The following is a 16,395-nucleotide window of genomic DNA, read 5'->3' on the forward strand; positions in this document are numbered from 1 at the left end:
TCTTACGGCGCGTTGTGGCGGCTGCCGTTGCGGTCGACCAGCAGCAGCGCTGCCTGGCGCTCGCCGCGCGAGGCCTTGCGGCGCTCATTCTCGCCATGGACATTGACCGCCGCGCTGGCCGGGCCGGTGACGGCGATGTCGGCGCGGCCGGCCGTCAGGCGGCGGCCGTCGAGTCCGCCGGAACCGCTGAGCCGCGCCTTGACCAGCTCGACGCTGCCGCCGATGTGGGCGGCGCCCGGGCCGGTGATCTTGAGCAGCAGGCGCTTGCCTTCGATGCGCGCGTCCAGGCCGCCGGAGCCATGCAGCTCGGCGTCCAGGGTGTCGGACACCTTGGCCAGCTCGATGCCGCCCGGGCCGCTGGCCTTGACGGCCGCCCGCCTGACTGTCAGGCCGCCGGCCTCCAGGTCGCCCGAACCGCTGATGTCGGCCGTCAGTTCGCCGATGCTGCCGTCCAGTTTGGCGCTGCCGGGGCCGCCCAGGCGGACGATGGCGCTGGCCGCCTGCAGGCCGCTGGCCTGCAGCTCGCCCGATCCTTCTACGACCGCGTCGAACTTCTTTATATTGCCGAACACGCAGGCGCTGCCCGGGCCCTGCTGGACCGTGGTCGCCGCCTCGACAGCCAGGCCGCAGGCTTCGAAGTCGCCCGATCCGCTGGCTTCAAGGCGCAGCTCGCGCGCGCTGCCCGCCAGTTTCATGCCGCCGGGGCCGCTCATGCGCGCAGTCAGGCGCGCCAGGCGCAGGCCGTCGGCTTCGAGGTCTCCGGGACCGCTGAGGGTGGCCGCCAGCTCGTTGCCGACGCCGGACAGGCGCACGTCGCCCGGCCCCGACATGTCGAGGTCGACATTGGCCGACTTCACGCGGTGCAGGTCGACGTCGCCGCTGCCGCTGGCGCGCAGCGTCAGCTCGCGTACCGCGCCGGACGCCTGCAGGTCGCCCGGGCCGTCGACGCTGAGGCTGAAGCGGTCGCCGGAGAGCTGCAGCAGTTCGACGTCGCCGCTGCCGTTCATCCTGAGGCTCTTGAGCTGGCCGGCGGTGATGCTGATCGTGGGCGTCTCGCGCTTGCCCCAGCTGAAGTGAAAACCGTTGCGCTGCACGGGGCGCACCACCAGGGTGTCGCCACGCACGGAGGTCTCGATCTCGTCGAGCTCCTTGCGCTCGCCCCGCAGTTCGAGCGCCTGGCGGCCCTGGGCGCGCACCACCACCTTGTACGGGCCCGACAGCTCGATGGCGCTGAAGGGCTGGACGCTGCGCTGCTGCGCCACCGGGGCGGCCGGCGACTCGGCACGGCTGGCCTGGGCGGCGAGGAAACCGGCCGAGATGGCGGCGGCAAGGAGGACGGGCTTGAGGACGGTTTTCATGTTCTTGTCGTCGATCGAAACAGGGGAGCCTGAACATTAAGGCAAGCCGCTGGCGGCCGCATGCGGAAACCGACGGACGTGCGAAATCGGGGACCAGAATGCATACCGAACGGATGAGCCGTGCCGTCGGCCTCGTCGTTCCCAGCGGAAGCCTGTTGGCATGGGCCGCCGTTTTGGCATAGGCTTTTTCGTCCCGACATTGACTCGCATCGGCACCTGATGAGTTACAACGCCCCGCCGCAGGCTGTGGCCGAGATCGACGACCTGGTTGTGACACACGAACTGGCCACCCGGCCGGCTCGCGCGCCCGATCATGCCGCCGAAAACCGGGCCCTCGCCGCGCTGGCGCAGGACCTGGCGCAGAAGCCGGACCGGATGCCCGAACGGCTGGAGGAAGTGCTGCGCGCGCTGTGCGGCGTCGAGGCATGCGGCGTCGGCCTGCCGGCGGAAGCGGACGGCGGCGTCGACTGGCACGCGGCGGGGGCGGACGGTGTCGTGCTGATGCGCCGGCCGGCACGCGTCTTCCCCTTCCTGGAGGGCGCCGCGCCGCCGGCTGAACTGCTGCTGGCCGCCTGCAGGGGCGAGGATGGCGCTATCTGCGCTATCTGGGTCGCCAGCCGCGGCGACGAACGCCGCCTCGACGCCGAAGATGCGCGCCTGCTGCGCAGCCTGGCGCCGTTTGCCGCCGCCGCCCAGCGCCTGGCGTGTTCGCATGGCCATGCGGGCCAGGCGCGGCGCGAGATGGAACGCGACTTTGTCCGCCGCACCGACGAATTGCAGGCCACCCAGGCGCGCCTGGCCGACGAGGCGGCCCAGCGCTTGGCCGCCGAGCGCGAGCTGCGCGAAAGCCATGCGATCCTGGAGGCGGCCATGCACACCGAAGCGGTCGGCCTGGCCTTCTATGCGCTCGACGGCAGCATCATCGACTGCAATAGCGCGCTCGAACGGATGAGCGGCTACGGTCGCGAGGAACTGCGCAGCGCGGTGCGCTGGAGCGATCTGGCCACGCCCGAGTTCACCGACACCACGCTGCGCGCGCTATCCGAACTGCGCAGTGGCGGCCGCACGGCCCCGTACATCAAGCAGCTCGCACGCAAGGACGGCAGCCGCTGGTGGGCCATGGTGGCGCCGACCTGCCTGCCCGGCGAAGGCGATGAGCGCAAGTGCATCGCCTTTGTCATCGACATCACCGAAACGCGCCGCGCCGAAGTGGCGCTGCAGGCCAGCGAAGAGCGCTTCCAGGCCCTGATGAAAGGCCTGGCCCAGGCCACCTGGGAAACCGATGCCGACGGCGCGGTGCGCACCGACTCGCCCGGCTGGCGCCGGATGACGGGCCAGAGCGTGGAAGAATCGGCGGGCCTGGGCTGGGTCAACGCGGTGCATCCCGACGATCGCCATTTCGTCATGCGCCATTGGCACGAAGCCGTGGCCCAGGGCTCGCCCGTCAACGCCGAATTCCGGGTGCGCCAGGCCGGCGGCGGCTGGCGCTGGACCAATGCGCGCGCCGCGCCGCTGCGCAATCCGGACGGCAGCATTGCGCGCTGGATCGGCATGAACATCGACGTCGATGCGCGCCGCCAGGCCGAGGCCGCCCTGCGCGAAAGCGACGGCCGCTTCCGGGTGCTGGCCGAAGCCTCGCCGGCGCTGATCTTCCAGCTCGACGAGCAGGGCCAGGTGAGCTACGCCAACCGGCGCAGCCTGGAGGTGGTCGGCATGCGCGCCGGGACCGGGCCGGCCGACGGCTGGGGCGCGCTGCTGCATCCGGACGACGGCCCGCGCTACATCGAGCGCGTGCGGACGGCGATCGCGGAACGCGCCCCCTTCCAGCAGCGGGTGCGGGCGCGCGCCGCAGACGGCGGCTGGCACTGGTTCGAAAGCCATGGCGCGCCCCTGTTCGGGGCCGGCAACGCCTACCGCGGCCATGTCGGCATCTCGATCGACGTCACCGAAGCGGTGCAGGCGGAAGAGGCGCTGCGCAACGCCGACCGCCGCAAGGACGAGTTCCTGGCGACCCTCGCGCACGAGCTGCGCAACCCGCTGGCGCCGATCAGCAACGCGGTGCACCTGCTGCGCCGCCCGGACGGGCGCCGCACCGCCGACCGCATGGTCGAGATGGTGGGGCGCCAGGTGCGCCAGATGGTGCGCCTGGTGGACGACCTGATGGACGTCTCGCGCATCACCCAGGGCAAGCTGGAGCTGCGCCGCGAACCGCTGTCGCTGGCCGAGATCCTGTCGATGGCCGTCGAGACCAGCATGCCGGCGATCGAGGCCGGGCGCCATGAGCTGACGGTGTCGCTGCCGGAAGAGACCCTGGTGCTGGAAGCGGACAAGGTCAGGCTGACCCAGGTCTTCGGCAACATGCTCAACAACGCCGCCAAGTACACCGACCGCGGTGGCCATATCTGGGCGAGCGCATGGCGCGAGGACGACCAGGTAGTGGTCTCGGTGCGCGATAGCGGCATCGGGATCCCGGCGGCCAAGCTGCCGCACGTGTTCGAAATGTTCTCGCAGGCCCACCGCGACAGCGTGCGCGGCCAGGCCGGGTTGGGCATCGGCCTGACCATGGTGCGCAGCCTGGTCGAGCTGCACGGCGGCAGCGTCGAAGCGCGCAGCGAAGGGCCGGGCAAGGGCAGCGAATTCCTCGTGCGCCTGCCACTGGCGCCAGTGGCGGCGCCCGTGGCCCACGACGGCCTTGATGAGGGTGCGGCGCCGCTCGAGGGCCGGCGCGTGCTGGTGGTCGACGACAACGGCGACGCGGCCGAGTCACTGGCCCTGCTGTTGCAGGCCGCCGGGGCCGAGGTGCGCACCGCGCGCGATGGGCCGGCCGGGCTGGAGGCGGTGCGCCAGATGACGCCGCATGCGGTGCTGCTCGACCTCGGCATGCCGGGCATGGACGGCTTCGAGGTGGCGCGCCGCCTGCGCGCCGATCCGGCCAATGCCGCGCTGGTGCTGGTGGCCCTCACCGGCTGGGGCCAGGCCGAGGACCGGCGCCGCACCCAGGCCAGCGGCTTCGATCATCATCTCACCAAGCCGGTGGATGTCGACCTGCTGCTGGATATCCTGGGGCGTATCCGGGCGTAGGGTGGGCGGGTTCCCCGCCCACGCGGTGACAGTTTGCTGCAAGATCATCCGGCACGATATTGGAGCCAGTAACGATCACCGCGTGGGCAGGAGACCTGCCCACCCTACAATGCTGCGCATATAGTGGCTGAACGCGCGGTCGGCAGAGCCGACCACCCTACAGTGCTATAGTTATTCCTCACCTGAGGAGCCTGCATGTCTTCGCTTACCGTCCGCCAGCTCGACGTCGACCTGTCGCGCGGCTTCGGCCGCCGCTGGCTGGGCGGCGATGCCTATCGCACCCAGCTGTTCAATGCGCTATCGATGACCTTCCCGATCGGGGAGCAGATGTTCATCGACAGCCTGCGCGCCATCCCCCAGGAGCAGCTCACCGATCCGCTCCTGCGCGCCGAGGTCAAGGATTTCATTGGCCAGGAAGCGACCCACCGCCACATGCACGTGCAGTACAACGCCGAGCTAGAACGGCAGGGCCTCTCCTTTGTCACCGGCGAGCGCCTCGCGCGCCGGATACGCCGCGTGACCGGTTTCAGCGTGCGCAGCCGGGTGGCGATCACCTGCGCGCTGGAGCACTACACTGCCATGCTGGCCGACGGCGTGCTGCGTCATCCCGAATGGATCGCGGATGCCGAGCCCCAGCTGCGCCGCCTGTGGGAGTGGCATGCGGTGGAGGAGCTGGAGCACAAGGCGGTGGCGTTTGACGCCTACCGCGCCGCCGGCGGCGGCTACTGGCGCCGGGTGCTGTGGTTCCTGCACGTGAGCCTGGTGTTCTGGTTCGATAACTTCGTGCAGACCGCCCACAACCTGCGGCGCGACGGCGCGCTGTGGAAGCTGTCGACCTGGGCGAGCGCCGCGCGCATGTGGTTCGGGCGGCGCGGGCTGGCCTGGCACATGGCCGGGCCCGTGCTGCACTATTTCTCGCCACGCTTCCATCCTTGGCAACATGACAATCGCAGCCTGGTCCAGATGTGGCTCGACCGCAACAGCAGCGCCTACCGGGCAGTGCGCACGACCACGCCTTGACCGCTGCCGGGCCTGCCGCGTGGCGGGGGAGGGGTGGGCGGTGTCATAATGCGGGCATGGAAGGAGAACTCCCGTGATTCGCTATATGGGCACCCGCAAGAACGACGAAGGGGCGGCCGTCTACGTCTTCATTGTCAACGGCATGCACAAGGAAGTGCGTGAGCATGCGCTCAAGCAGCATCCTGGCTGCTTCGAGGCCCTGCCGGCGTCGGTAAAGGCCAAGATCGCGGCCAACCGCGCCTGGCTGTCCAAGCTGTAAGCCGCCGTGCGAGCCCCCCGACTGGCGCTTGCCGCCGCGCTATTTACTTCTTCCCTGGCCGCCCAGGCCATGCCCTCGACCTTCGGCCAGGTGGTCGGCAATGCCTTGCTGTGCCGCAGCGCCCTCGACAACCGGTACTTCCACGACTACCTGACGACGTCCTTCGGCCCGGCCTACAAGCGCGAGGGCGGCGCGTGGTGGTTCAAGGTCGAAGCGACCCTGTGGGGCGCCGAGGTAAAGGAAGTGATGGTCAGCGACGATACCAGCGAGCTGGTCTTTATCGCCGCGCTCACCGACAGCACGCCGCAGGAGCTGGAGGGGGCGATCAAGGCTGCCTCCGGCACCGCCTTCCGGGCGGTCGACGCATCGCCCTTTCCTTTGCGTGTGTCAAATCCGGGCAGCACGATCGCTTACATGAATGACAAAAGCAAGATATATTGCGCGAAGTTCAAATCGCTGCCGGTCCGCTAGACGCGCCTGCATCACAGCATGTACAACCACTATTTCCACCTGAAGGGCGCGCCGTTTTCGATCGCCCCTGACCCGCGCTACCTGTTCATGAGCGAGCGCCACCGCGAGGCGCTGGCGCACCTGCTGTATGGCATCGGCAGCGGCGGCGGTTTCGTCCTGCTGACCGGCGAGATCGGGGCCGGAAAGACCACGGTGTGCCGCTGCTTCATCGAGCAGATCCCCGAGAACTGCCGCCTGGCCTATATCTTCAATCCGCGCCTGAGCGTGGAGGAACTGCTGCTGAGCGTGTGCGACGAGTTCCGCATCGAACTGCCGCCGGCCGGTACGGCCATCGGCCTCAAGGGTTACGTCGATGCGATCAATCGCTACCTGCTGGAATCGCACGCCCAAGGCCTGAACAACGTGTTGGTGATCGACGAGGCGCAGAACCTGTCGGCCGAGGTGCTGGAGCAGCTGCGCCTGCTGACCAACCTCGAGACCAGCGAACGCAAACTCCTGCAGATCATCCTGATCGGCCAGCCCGAACTGCGCAGCATGCTGGCGCGCCCCGAACTGGAGCAACTAGCCCAACGCGTGATCGCGCGCTACCACCTCGGACCGCTCTCGGAAGCGGAAACCGGCGCCTATGTCGCACACCGGCTGGCGGTGGCGGGAGCGGGCGGCACGCCGTTTCCGCCCGCGCTCACGCCCCTGATCCATGCGCTGACCCACGGCGTGCCGCGCCGGATCAACCTGCTGTGCGACCGCGCGCTGCTCGGCGCCTATGTCGAGAACAGCCCGCAGGTGACGCGCGCGATCCTCAGGAAAGCGGCAAGCGAAGTCTTCGCCGGCGAACCGGCGCCGCGCCGCCTCCGGATGCCGCTGGCGGGCGGTGTGCTGGCGCTGGCGGCGGTCAGCGCCGCGGCCTGGCAGGCGCTGCCATCAAAGGCGCCGGTGTCCGCGCCGCCGGCACTGGCAAGCAAGCCGGCCAGGGCGGCGCCGGCTTCGTCCACCGTGCCGCCGGTGCAGGCCGAGGAAACCAATGCGCTGCGCGAGCTGGCTGCGCTGTGGGGCCAGCCGCTGGCAGGGGACAAGCCCTGCGAAGCGGCGCTGCGCCTCGACCTGCGCTGCCACCAGGGCCGCGGCGGCCTGTACGAACTGCGCCTGCTGGACCGTCCGGCCGTGGTCACCCTGCACGACGGCCCGCGCACCGGCTACGCCGTGCTGTCCGCCATGGATGCCGACAGCGTCACCCTGAGCGCCGGCGCCCGGCGCGAGCGGATCGACCTGGCCACCTTCGTCGCCCGTTTCGGCGGCGAGTTCACCACCTTCTGGCGCATGCCGCGCAATTTCCGCGAGGAGCTGGCCGAGGGCGCGCGTGGGCCGGACGTCGATTGGCTGGCCGGGCGCCTGGCCCAGCTGAACAAGGCCCCGGTCCCGAAGGCCGATCGCCCGCTCGACGCCGATACGCGCGAACTGCTGCGGCGCTTCCAGGCGGCCCAGAACCTGAAGGCGGACGGCCTGGCCGGCCCGCGCACCTACATGCGCCTGAACCAGCTGTCCGGCGTGCCGGAACCGCGCCTGCTGGCGCACGCGACGGGAAAATAACGAATGTCGTACATCCTCGAAGCCCTCAAGAAGGCCCAGGCCGAACGCCAGCTCGGCAACGCCCCGACCATCCACGCGCCCGCGCCGAGCTATACGGCGCCGGTGACGCGCAGCAGCCGCAATCCGCTGATCGTCGGCCTTGTGGCCGGCACGCTGGTGGTGGCGCTGGGCGCGCTGTTCCTGCTGCGCCAGCCCGCTTCGGCGCCGGCGCCGGCTGCCGTCGTCGCGCAGGCGGCTTCTGCTCCTGCTCCCGTCCAGGCGCCGGCGCCGCTTGCTGCTCCACCGGCGCCGGCGCCGGCGCCGATGCCGGTGCCGGCTTCCGCCGCGCCCGCCAAGCCCGTGGAGGCGGTGAAACCGAAGCCAGCGCCGCCTCCCGTCAAGCCGGCGCCGCGCCCGGAGCCGGTCGAAGCCGTGCCCGAGGCGCCATCGCGTCCCGTGCTGGTGGCGGCCGCTCCCGCGCCGGAAGACAACGTCGGCACGCTGCAGTCCCTGCCGGACGCGGTGCAGCGCGAGATCCCGAAAGTGAGCTTCGGCGGCTATATCTATTCGCCGAACCCGGCCGAGCGCCTGCTGCTGGTCGACAAGATGCTGCGCCGCGAAGGCGAAGAAGTCGCGCCCGGGCTTGTACTCGAGCGCCTGCTGCCGAAGGCGGCGATCATGAATTTCCGTGGCTACCGCTACCGTGTCGGGTACTGAGCGCGGCCCGGGTCCCGTATTGGGCGTAGTGGGCTGGTCCGGCAGCGGCAAGACCTCGCTGCTGGAACACTTGATCCTGCGGCTGGCGGGGCAGGGGTTGCGGGTAAACGTCGTCAAGCACAGCCACCACGACGTCGAACTGGAACCGCCGCGCAAGGACAGCGCGCGCCTGCGCATGGCCGGCGCGGCCGAGGTGATGCTGGCCTCACCCTACCGCGTCGCCATCCTGCGCGAGCTGCGCGACGCGCCCGAACCTTCGCTGGCCGAGCACCTGGCGCGGCTCGCGCCGGCCGACCTGACCCTGGTTGAAGGCTACAAATGGGAGCGCCTGCCCAAGCTGGAAGTGTTCCGGCCCAGCCTGGGGCGGCCGGCGCTGTATCCCGACGATGCGGACATCGTGGCCGTGGCGTCGGATGGTCCGCGGCCTGCCGGGGCGGGTGGGCTGGACTGGTTGGACCTGAACGATCCGGACGGGGTGCTGGCGTGGTTGCAACACTGGATGCGCTGAAGGCCTAAAGTTCTGCTCCGGGGCGCCGTTAATGGTGGATACGCCTCAATGGGAGAACGACATGGATGTGTCCAGTATTGCCAAGCTGTCCACCAGCATCGCCGAAACCGGCAACCGCCAGGAAGTGAGCCTCGCCGTTTTCAAGAAGGCGCAGCAGATCCAGGAAGCGACCGCCACCCAGCTGCTCGAAGCGCTGCCGGCGGTGCAGTCCTCGAATCTGCCGTCGCATTTAGGCAATAAAATCAATACGACGGCTTAGGTCGGCGCTTCGACTGTTCGTGCAAGATTGGGTCCCGGCCTGCGCCGGGACGACGTGCTTGCGCTGACAACTAGCGGCTGAGTCGTCGTCCCGACGAAGGTCGGGACCCAAGTTCCTTTGATCCGCCACTAACCCCAGCAACACCCCACCTTGCATCTTTCCCTCACCTGATAAATACTGGCGCCTTTCCCCTGCCAGGAGTACCCGCATGACCCATCGCCACGCCCTGATCGCCGCTGCCCTTGCCAGCGTCTGCGCCCATGCCGCCGCCCAGGACCAGATGGGCACGCCGAAGGCCGACCAGGAAACCTGCTACGGTGTCGCCAAGGCCGGCCAGAACGACTGCGGCACCGCCACCCACGGCTGCGCCGGCGTCGCCAAGGTCGACAACGATCCGAACGAGTGGAAGTTCGTGGCCAAGGGCACCTGCACCAAGCTGGGCGGTTCGCTGGAAGCCGGCAAGGCTGGCAAGGCCGACGCCGACAAGACCGAAGCCAAGAAGTAATCCATGCATGTCCCCGGCGCGGCAGGGGTGGGGCTGCGTGCCCCGCACTACCGTGCCTTCCTCGAACAGCGTCCGCCGGTCGGCTTCATCGAAGTCCATAGCGAGAACTACCTCGCGCGCGCCGGCTGGGACTGGCACGTGCTCGGCACCCTGCGCCGCGACTATCCCGTCAGCCTGCACGGCGTCGGCCTGGGCCTGGGTTCCGCCCGCGGCTTTTCCGAGGCCCACCTGGAGCGCGTCCGCGCCCTGGTCGAGGCCGTCGATCCCTTCCTCGTTTCCGAACACCTGAGCTGGGGCGCGCTGGCCGACCGCCAGCTCAACGACCTGTTGCCGCTCGCGCTGGACGAGGCCGCGCTGGCGCTGCTGTGCGAGCGCGTCGACCGGGTACAGACACGCCTCAAGCGCCGCTTGCTGGTCGAAAACGTCTCGACCTACGTGCGCTTTCGCGCCGACACCATGAGCGAGGCCGAATTCCTGGCCGAGCTGGCGCGGCGCACCGGCTGCGGCATCCTGCTCGACGTGAACAACCTCTACGTCAACCAGCACAACCATGGCGAGGATGCGCGCGCCGCCATCGCCGCGCTGCCCGTGGGCAGCGTCGGCGAGATCCACCTCGCCGGCCACCTGCACACGCCCCTGGCCCTGGTCGACCACCACGGCGCCGCGGTGGCCGAGCCGGTCTGGGAGCTGTACCGCGCCGCGCTGCAGCGCCTCGGCCGGGTGCCGGCGCTGGTCGAATGGGATGCCGATCTGCCTGAGCTCGCCGTCCTGGTGGCGCAGGCGGCGCAGGCCGACGCCATCGCGCGCGATGCGCCGCCTGCCGCCGCGGCGCCTGCGGTCCGGGCTACGCCGCAGCCGGCGCCCGTGGACGACCGGCTCGCCACGCTCCAGCAGCGCTTCGGCGAAGCGCTGTTCGACCGCTGTCACGAAGCCGACCTGGAGCCCTTGCTGAGCGAGGGCAGGGTGGACCGGCTGGCGCTGTATCGCGGCAATCTGAGCGCAGGCTGGGAACGCGCCCTGGGCGAGGCCTATCCGGTGTTGCGCCAGCTGGTGGGAGAGGAATTCTTTGCCGGCCTGGCGCGCGTCTATGGGAAGGCGCTACCTTCGCAAGACCCGGACCTGGCCGGTTTCGGCGCCCGTTTCGCGGAATTTCTGGCCGGCTTTGCCCCGGCCGCCGCGTATCCCTACCTGCCGGACGTGGCCAGGGTCGAGTGGGCGGTGCACCGGGCCTATCTGGCGCCGGATGTGGTATCGCCCGGCGTCGAGGCGCTGGCTGGGCTGGCGCTGGACGCCGTCGAGGCCGCCCGTTTCACCCTGCACCCGTCCGTGGCGCTTGTACACAGCCGCTGGGCGGTCGCGGCGCTGTGGCAGGCGCACCAGCCGGGCGGTCCGGCGCTGCCGGCGCGCATGGACCAGCGCTGCGCCGCCCTGGTGGTCCGGTGCGGCTGGCAGGTACAGGTGGTGGAACTGACTGGTGCGGAAGCGGCCGCCCTGGAGTGCTTGGCGGCGGGCGCCAGCTTCGGTGAGGCGATCGATGCCTTGCTGGGCGCTACAGGGGAAGAGCGGGCGCCGGACATCGGCGCCATGCTGCAAGGCTGGTTCAGGCTGGGCGTGGTGGCCGGGATTGCGGCCTAAAGCCGGAAAGGCCGCTGGAACTCAGTGGAAAGCGCGCAGGATGCGGTCTTCGCCGGTGCGGTCGCAGAAGCGTTCGTTGGCGGCGCGGGTGGCGGCCATCATGCGCTCCAACTGGGCGTCTTCGAAACGCGCGAGCTCCTCGTTGGCCGCTTCCAGCGCCAGCGCCAGCTTGGCGCGCGCGTTCTGGTACAGGGCGCTGGTGTAGTGATCGGTGTTTTTCAGCAGCTCTTCCGCGTTCTCGATGACGAGACGCAGGTCGCCAATGAGCTGTTCCTGAGACTGGGCGCGGTTTGGGGTTTCCATGGCTCCACCTATGGCCGGTTGATATAAGTCGTGTCCTGATGACTTAAAATATAAACAAGGAAGCCCCGCTCTGTTTGTTAGGGCGCAAACATAAGCCCGCCGTTTTTTGCTCCCTTTTACTGAACGCGGATCTGCAGGTCGCCCACGCTGACCGTCTGTCCACTGCGGATTTTCGCGCTCTTGCGCAGTTCCTGCTTGCCGTCGACCGACACCACGCCGCTGGCGACCATGTTCTTGCCGGCGCCGCCGCTGTCGACCAGGCCGACCAGTTTCAGCAGCTGGTTGACCTCGACGAATTCTGATGTCAAATCGAAAACTATTTTTTGCATTCTATCCTCGGGGTGGTGGGTTTACTCGACTTGGTCCGGCCGGGTCATATCGATCGGCACGATCCACTGGTCGAACTGGTCGTCGGTGACGAAACCGGACTGCAGCGCGGCCTGGCGCAGGGTCAGGCCCTCGTGCGACGCGGTCTTGGCGATCTGGGCGGCGCGATCATACCCGATATGCGGGGCCAGTGCGGTCACCAGCATCAGCGATTTTTCCATCAGCTCGGCGATGCGCGCGTGGTTCGGCTCGATGCCCTGGGCGCAATGTTCGTCGAAGGAACGCATGCCGTCCGCCAGCAGGCGGGCGCTCTGCAGGAAGTTGTGCGCGATCATGGGCTTGAACACGTTCAGCTCGAAGTTGCCCTGCGAACCGCCGACCGTGATCGCCACGTCGTTGCCGAACACCTGGCAGCACAGCATCGTCAGCGCTTCGGCCTGGGTCGGATTGACCTTGCCCGGCATGATCGAGCTGCCCGGCTCGTTTTCCGGAATCGTGATCTCGCCCAGGCCCGAGCGCGGACCGGAGGCCATCCAGCGGATGTCGTTGGCGATCTTCATCAGGGCCGTGGCCAGGGTCTTCATGGCGCCATGGGCGGCGACCATGGCGTCGTGTCCGGCCAGGGCCATGAACTTGTTGGGGGCGCTCTTGAAGCTGAGGCCCGTGCGCGAGGCGAGTTCGGCCGCGATGCGCGGGGCGAAATCCGGGTGCGCGTTCAGGCCGGTGCCGACCGCGGTGCCGCCGGCCGCCAGCGCCAGCAGGCCGGGCAGGGTAGCGCGGATCGCGCTTTCGGCGAATTCCAGCTGGGCGACGTAGCCCGAGAACTCCTGGCCCAGCGTCAAGGGCGTCGCATCCTGCAGGTGGGTGCGGCCGATCTTGACGATGTCTTCGAAGTCGCGCGACTTGCGCAGCAGGGTCGCCCGCAGCTGGGCGAGGGCCGGCAGCAGGTTCTGCGCCACCGCGCCTGCGGCCGCCACGTGCATGGCGGTGGGGAAGATGTCGTTCGAGGACTGGCCCATGTTGACGTGGTCGTTGGGGTGCAGCAGGCGCTTCTCGCCGCGCTCGCCTTTCAAGAGTTCGGAACCGCGGTTGGCCAGCACCTCGTTCATGTTCATGTTGCTCTGGGTGCCGGACCCGGTCTGCCACACGGCCAGCGGGAATTCATGCGGATGGCGGCCTTCGAGCACTTCGTCTGCGGCGCGGATGATGGCCTCGGCCTTGTCCGCCGGCAGCTTGCCGAGCGAGCGGTTGACTGCGGCGGCGGCGCGCTTGACCTGGGCCAGGGCGGCGACCAGTTCCGGCGCCATGCGCTCGGTCGAGATGTGGAAATGGTGGAGCGAACGCTGGGTCTGGGCGCCCCAGAGGTGGTCGGCCGGCACCTCGATCGGGCCGAAGCTGTCCTTTTCAATCCTGTTTTCCATAGGGTGTCCTGTCGAATGAGGGCTGTTATTAAAGAGTTTAGCCGATTGTCCGTTAACTACGCTCTGGCTTCATTTTCTTGCTCCTATGGCTAGCCGCCTTCCACTGTTACTTATTTGCGCCTTGCTGGCCGGCGCCGTCCAGGCGGCCGAACTCGGCGAAGCGCGTGTCAGCTCCTTCATCGGCCAGCCGCTGGTGGCCGACATCGAGCTGACCATGCTGGAAGACGCCGCCACCCCGGTCCAGGTGCGCCTGGCGCATCCGAACGTCTACCGCGGCGCCAACATCGGCATGCCGGCCGTGCTGTCGACCTTGCGCATGTCGGTGATGCGGCGCGACGGGCGCCAGTTCCTGCATGTGACCTCGCTGGGGACGGTGGACACCGAACACCTGCACCTCTACCTGGAACTGGCCGACGGCTCGCAGCGCAGCGTGCGCCTGGCCACCCTGTGGCTGACGCCGGATCCGAATCCGGCGCCGCCGCCGGTACCGGTCCCGGTCGCGCCGCCGGTCGTCGCCAAGGCGGAGCCCGCGCCAAAACCGGCGCCAAAGCCAGCGCCAAAGCCAGCGCCTGTGCCGAAACCAGCGCCTGCGCCCAAGCCGGTCGCTGTAGCGCCCAAGCCGGCTGAAGTCGTGCCAGCGAAGCCTGCAGCGGCACCGGAAGGCGCCAGCTGCACCCCCGTCGTGCGGAAAGATGTCGACGCCTGCGTCATGCTGGGGGCGAAGAACGCCATGCTGCGCGAGCAGCTGGGCCAGCTGGAAGACAAGGTGAAGGTGCTGCAGGTGGCGGCGGGCGCCTCACCGGCGTCCGTTGTGCCGCCGGTCAAGGTGCACAAGCTGAAGAAGAAAAAGCCTGAGCCTGCGCCTGAGCCGGACACGTCCTGGCTGCCGCTGGCCGGCGCCGGCGCCGCCGTGCTGGCCCTGCTGGCCGTCCTGGCAATCGTCCTGCGCCGCCGCAAGGCGAAGGGGCGCGCGGTCGAGCCCCGGGTCGGCCTGGTGGCGCGCCTGAAGGCCCGCTTCAAGCGCAAGCCTGCGCCCAAAACAACGGTCGAGCCGACCCTGGAAGAGGGCGCGCACGAGTCGTCTACACAAGTCTGATAATTGCGCTATACTGGTTTCGTGGTCGCGAGATCACAAACGGCACAGAGACCTGGCGCAGCCACCACCGATAGCGTGGCGCGGAAAGCAGGTGACGCTGAAGAAGCGCCTGTGTCCGGAAGCGGTTTGTCTGCCAACTGCGGCAGCAAACGCCGGATGCAACCGGCAAGAGGCGACGCCAGGAGATACCTGGAGGTCGCTCTCCCCAATTTCGTAGCCGAGCCTTCCGCTCGGGTACATCGACAAAAGCGCCCGCGGGCGCTTTTTTCTTTTCCGGCTCCTGTTTCGCGGCGCGCCTTGTCATGTGGCGTGCATATCCGGCCTGCCGCCAGTCGGCCGGACAGGCTACAATCCCTATGCGGGACAGACCCGGGCCTACTATGAAAAATTGGATCAATCGTTTATTGAGCGGCGAGCAGGCGCAGACGGCGACGCCGCAAGCCGGTGCTGCCCAGCCCGGCGTGCAGGAGGGCGGGGCGGACAGCGGCCGCACCGACGCCCTGTATTACCGCTGGCTGGCCGGTCCGGCCGTGTTCGACGCGCCGGCCGACACCGAACGCCAGGTCCTTGAGCAGATAAGCGCGCTGGCGCAGAACCCCGCCGTGGCGGCGGAACTGGTGCCGCGCGTGCCCGAACTGATCCCCCGGCTGCTGCGCAGCCTGCGTGACGAAAGCGTGTCCACCGGCGAACTGGCCAGCCAGTTGGCCGAGGACGTGGTGCTGGTCGCGGAAGTGCTGCGCGAAGCGAACAGCGCCTACTACCGGCCTGCCACCCCCATCAAGACGCTGGACGCGGCCATTATGCTGATGGGCCAGAACGGCCTGCGCATGCTGCTGGCGCGGGTCGCCTTCCGTCCCGTCATCAAGCTGCACGAAGCCGGCTTCGCACGCCGCGCCGCGCCGCTTATATGGAACCATTCCGAGAAATGCGCCGTCGCGGCCAGCCTGATGGCGTCGGCCGTGGCGGCCGATATCTTCGAAGCCTGCCTGGCCGGGCTGATACAGGACGTGGGGCTGGTGGTCGCCTTCCGCCTGGCCGACCGGATCTGCCAGAACGGCAAGGTGCCGCGCTCGGAGGAATTCGGCATCGAACTGCTGGCGCGCAGCCGCGCGTTGTCGGCGGTGATTGCGGCGCACTGGGATTTCCCGCCAGCCGTGGGCGATGCGATCGTGGAAGCGGGAGAGGGGATTGGCTCGAGCCTGTCGCAGGCGCTGGCCCAGGGCGACCAGATCGCCAAGCTGCGGCTGCTGATCGACGCCGGCCTGATCGACGAGGACGATGCGCTGGTCAGCCAGGGCTTGAATGGCTACCAGCGGCGTTGCCTCGGGAAGCTGAGCAATCTGGACTCGTAGGGTGGGCGGGGTAATTCTGGGCAGTGCCCGGAATTACAAACGCCCACGCGGAAATGGGTGTGGTTGATTACGTCGCGACAGTGCTGGCGAACGCTGACCGCGTGGGGTGCTCTGGTCCGGTGGACCAGAGCACGAGCCGCCCACCCTACGGCAAACAAAAAAGGCACCCGCAGGTGCCTTCGATGCTCGATCCGTCCGGATCAGTGTGCGCACATCGCGCGGTCCAGCTGCCCCATCCACGGCTCGGTCACGTCACGAATCGCGCGGTCATTGGCCATCAGCTGCTTGAGCAGGTCGATCTTACGCTGGCGCATGCTGCCTTCCAGTGCCGGCACGCCGCCGATTGCCGCGCCTGCAGCCACCGACGCCTGCACGTTCAGCTTGTCGAAACCGGTCCAGTCGCCAGCCTCGGCGGCGCCCTTCATCTGACCGCTCAGGCCAGCGAGGTTTTCGTACATCGAGAGGACGTCGTTCGAGGTCATGTTAGCACCAAGGCAATTCACGCCGGCCGGATTGC

Annotated in this window: 17 protein-coding genes; 12 read left to right on the forward strand and 5 right to left on the reverse strand. The window is 68.7% G+C overall.

The annotated features are described in order from the left end of the window. Positions 1–2: 2 nt before the first annotated feature. The gene (locus LK539_RS08245; RefSeq protein ID WP_227800418.1) at positions 3–1,358 is read right to left on the reverse strand and encodes a GIN domain-containing protein; all 1,356 of its coding nucleotides are present in this window, start codon (positions 1,356–1,358) and stop codon (positions 3–5) included. A 219-nt stretch (positions 1,359–1,577) separates the two neighbouring features. Here LK539_RS08245 and LK539_RS08250 point away from each other — a divergent pair, with 219 nt between their 5' ends. The 10 genes from LK539_RS08250 (at position 1,578) to LK539_RS08295 (ending at position 11,379) form a co-directional block, all read left to right on the forward strand. Further along, positions 1,578–4,439 (forward strand): PAS domain S-box protein, encoded by a 2,862-nt coding sequence (locus LK539_RS08250; RefSeq protein ID WP_227800419.1) that lies wholly within the window; start codon positions 1,578–1,580, stop codon positions 4,437–4,439. 195 nt (positions 4,440–4,634) lie between these two features. Next, complete coding sequence (locus LK539_RS08255) at positions 4,635–5,459, forward strand: metal-dependent hydrolase (protein ID WP_227800420.1); 825 nt, start codon at positions 4,635–4,637, stop codon at positions 5,457–5,459. Positions 5,460–5,532: 73 nt separating this feature from the next. Then, positions 5,533–5,718 carry a hypothetical protein gene (locus LK539_RS08260; protein WP_227800421.1) on the forward strand — a complete coding sequence of 62 codons (186 nt, stop codon included), beginning with the start codon at positions 5,533–5,535 and terminating at the stop codon, positions 5,716–5,718. 6 nt (positions 5,719–5,724) lie between these two features. Next, positions 5,725–6,189 (forward strand): hypothetical protein, encoded by a 465-nt coding sequence (locus LK539_RS08265; RefSeq protein WP_227800422.1) that lies wholly within the window; start codon positions 5,725–5,727, stop codon positions 6,187–6,189. Positions 6,190–6,207: 18 nt separating this feature from the next. Then, a complete protein-coding gene (locus tag LK539_RS08270) occupies positions 6,208–7,776 on the forward strand; it encodes an ExeA family protein (protein ID WP_227800423.1) in 1,569 nt (522 codons plus the stop codon). Positions 7,777–7,779: 3 nt separating this feature from the next. Continuing rightward, entirely contained in the window at positions 7,780–8,472 is a 693-nt protein-coding gene (locus LK539_RS08275) for a general secretion pathway protein GspB (RefSeq protein ID WP_227800424.1), read from the forward strand. Continuing rightward, the gene (mobB, locus tag LK539_RS08280; RefSeq protein WP_373889523.1) at positions 8,444–8,980 is read left to right on the forward strand and encodes a molybdopterin-guanine dinucleotide biosynthesis protein B; all 537 of its coding nucleotides are present in this window, start codon (positions 8,444–8,446) and stop codon (positions 8,978–8,980) included. Before LK539_RS08275 ends, mobB begins: the two co-directional genes overlap by 29 nt. Positions 8,981–9,041: 61 nt before the next feature. Further along, the gene (locus LK539_RS08285) at positions 9,042–9,239 is read left to right on the forward strand and encodes a YjfB family protein (protein WP_227800425.1); all 198 of its coding nucleotides are present in this window, start codon (positions 9,042–9,044) and stop codon (positions 9,237–9,239) included. Positions 9,240–9,447: 208 nt separating this feature from the next. After that, a complete protein-coding gene (locus LK539_RS08290) occupies positions 9,448–9,744 on the forward strand; it encodes a DUF2282 domain-containing protein (protein WP_227800426.1) in 297 nt (98 codons plus the stop codon). A 3-nt stretch (positions 9,745–9,747) separates the two neighbouring features. Then, complete coding sequence (locus LK539_RS08295) at positions 9,748–11,379, forward strand: DUF692 family multinuclear iron-containing protein (protein ID WP_227800427.1); 1,632 nt, start codon at positions 9,748–9,750, stop codon at positions 11,377–11,379. Positions 11,380–11,400: 21 nt separating this feature from the next. On the opposite strand, the gene LK539_RS08300 is transcribed toward LK539_RS08295, so the two are convergent. The 3 genes from LK539_RS08300 to fumC all read right to left on the reverse strand — a co-directional run bounded on the left by LK539_RS08300 (position 11,401) and on the right by fumC (position 13,430). Then, on the reverse strand, positions 11,401–11,682 hold the full coding sequence (locus LK539_RS08300) for a DUF883 family protein (protein ID WP_227800428.1): 282 nt from the start codon (positions 11,680–11,682) through the stop codon (positions 11,401–11,403). Between the two features lie 116 nt (positions 11,683–11,798). Beyond that, positions 11,799–12,011 carry an RNA-binding S4 domain-containing protein gene (locus tag LK539_RS08305; protein ID WP_227800429.1) on the reverse strand — a complete coding sequence of 71 codons (213 nt, stop codon included), beginning with the start codon at positions 12,009–12,011 and terminating at the stop codon, positions 11,799–11,801. 21 nt (positions 12,012–12,032) lie between these two features. Then, the gene (gene fumC / locus LK539_RS08310) at positions 12,033–13,430 is read right to left on the reverse strand and encodes a class II fumarate hydratase (RefSeq protein ID WP_227800430.1); all 1,398 of its coding nucleotides are present in this window, start codon (positions 13,428–13,430) and stop codon (positions 12,033–12,035) included. 85 nt (positions 13,431–13,515) lie between these two features. Between fumC and LK539_RS08315 the strand changes: the two genes are divergently transcribed. Both LK539_RS08315 and LK539_RS08320 read left to right on the forward strand, forming a co-directional pair. Continuing rightward, positions 13,516–14,526, forward strand: a complete 1,011-nt coding sequence (locus LK539_RS08315) for a FimV family protein (protein WP_227800431.1) — start codon at positions 13,516–13,518, stop codon at positions 14,524–14,526. Between the two features lie 380 nt (positions 14,527–14,906). Then, positions 14,907–15,878 (forward strand): HDOD domain-containing protein, encoded by a 972-nt coding sequence (locus LK539_RS08320; RefSeq protein ID WP_227800432.1) that lies wholly within the window; start codon positions 14,907–14,909, stop codon positions 15,876–15,878. Between the two features lie 200 nt (positions 15,879–16,078). Here LK539_RS08320 and LK539_RS08325 read toward each other — a convergent pair whose 3' ends face one another. Next, positions 16,079–16,360 carry a flagellar protein FliT gene (locus tag LK539_RS08325; protein WP_227800433.1) on the reverse strand — a complete coding sequence of 94 codons (282 nt, stop codon included), beginning with the start codon at positions 16,358–16,360 and terminating at the stop codon, positions 16,079–16,081. Between the last annotated feature and the right edge of the window lie 35 nt (positions 16,361–16,395).

The organism is Massilia sp. IC2-476 (assembly GCF_020707295.1).
GTDB lineage: Bacteria > Pseudomonadota > Gammaproteobacteria > Burkholderiales > Burkholderiaceae_D > Telluria.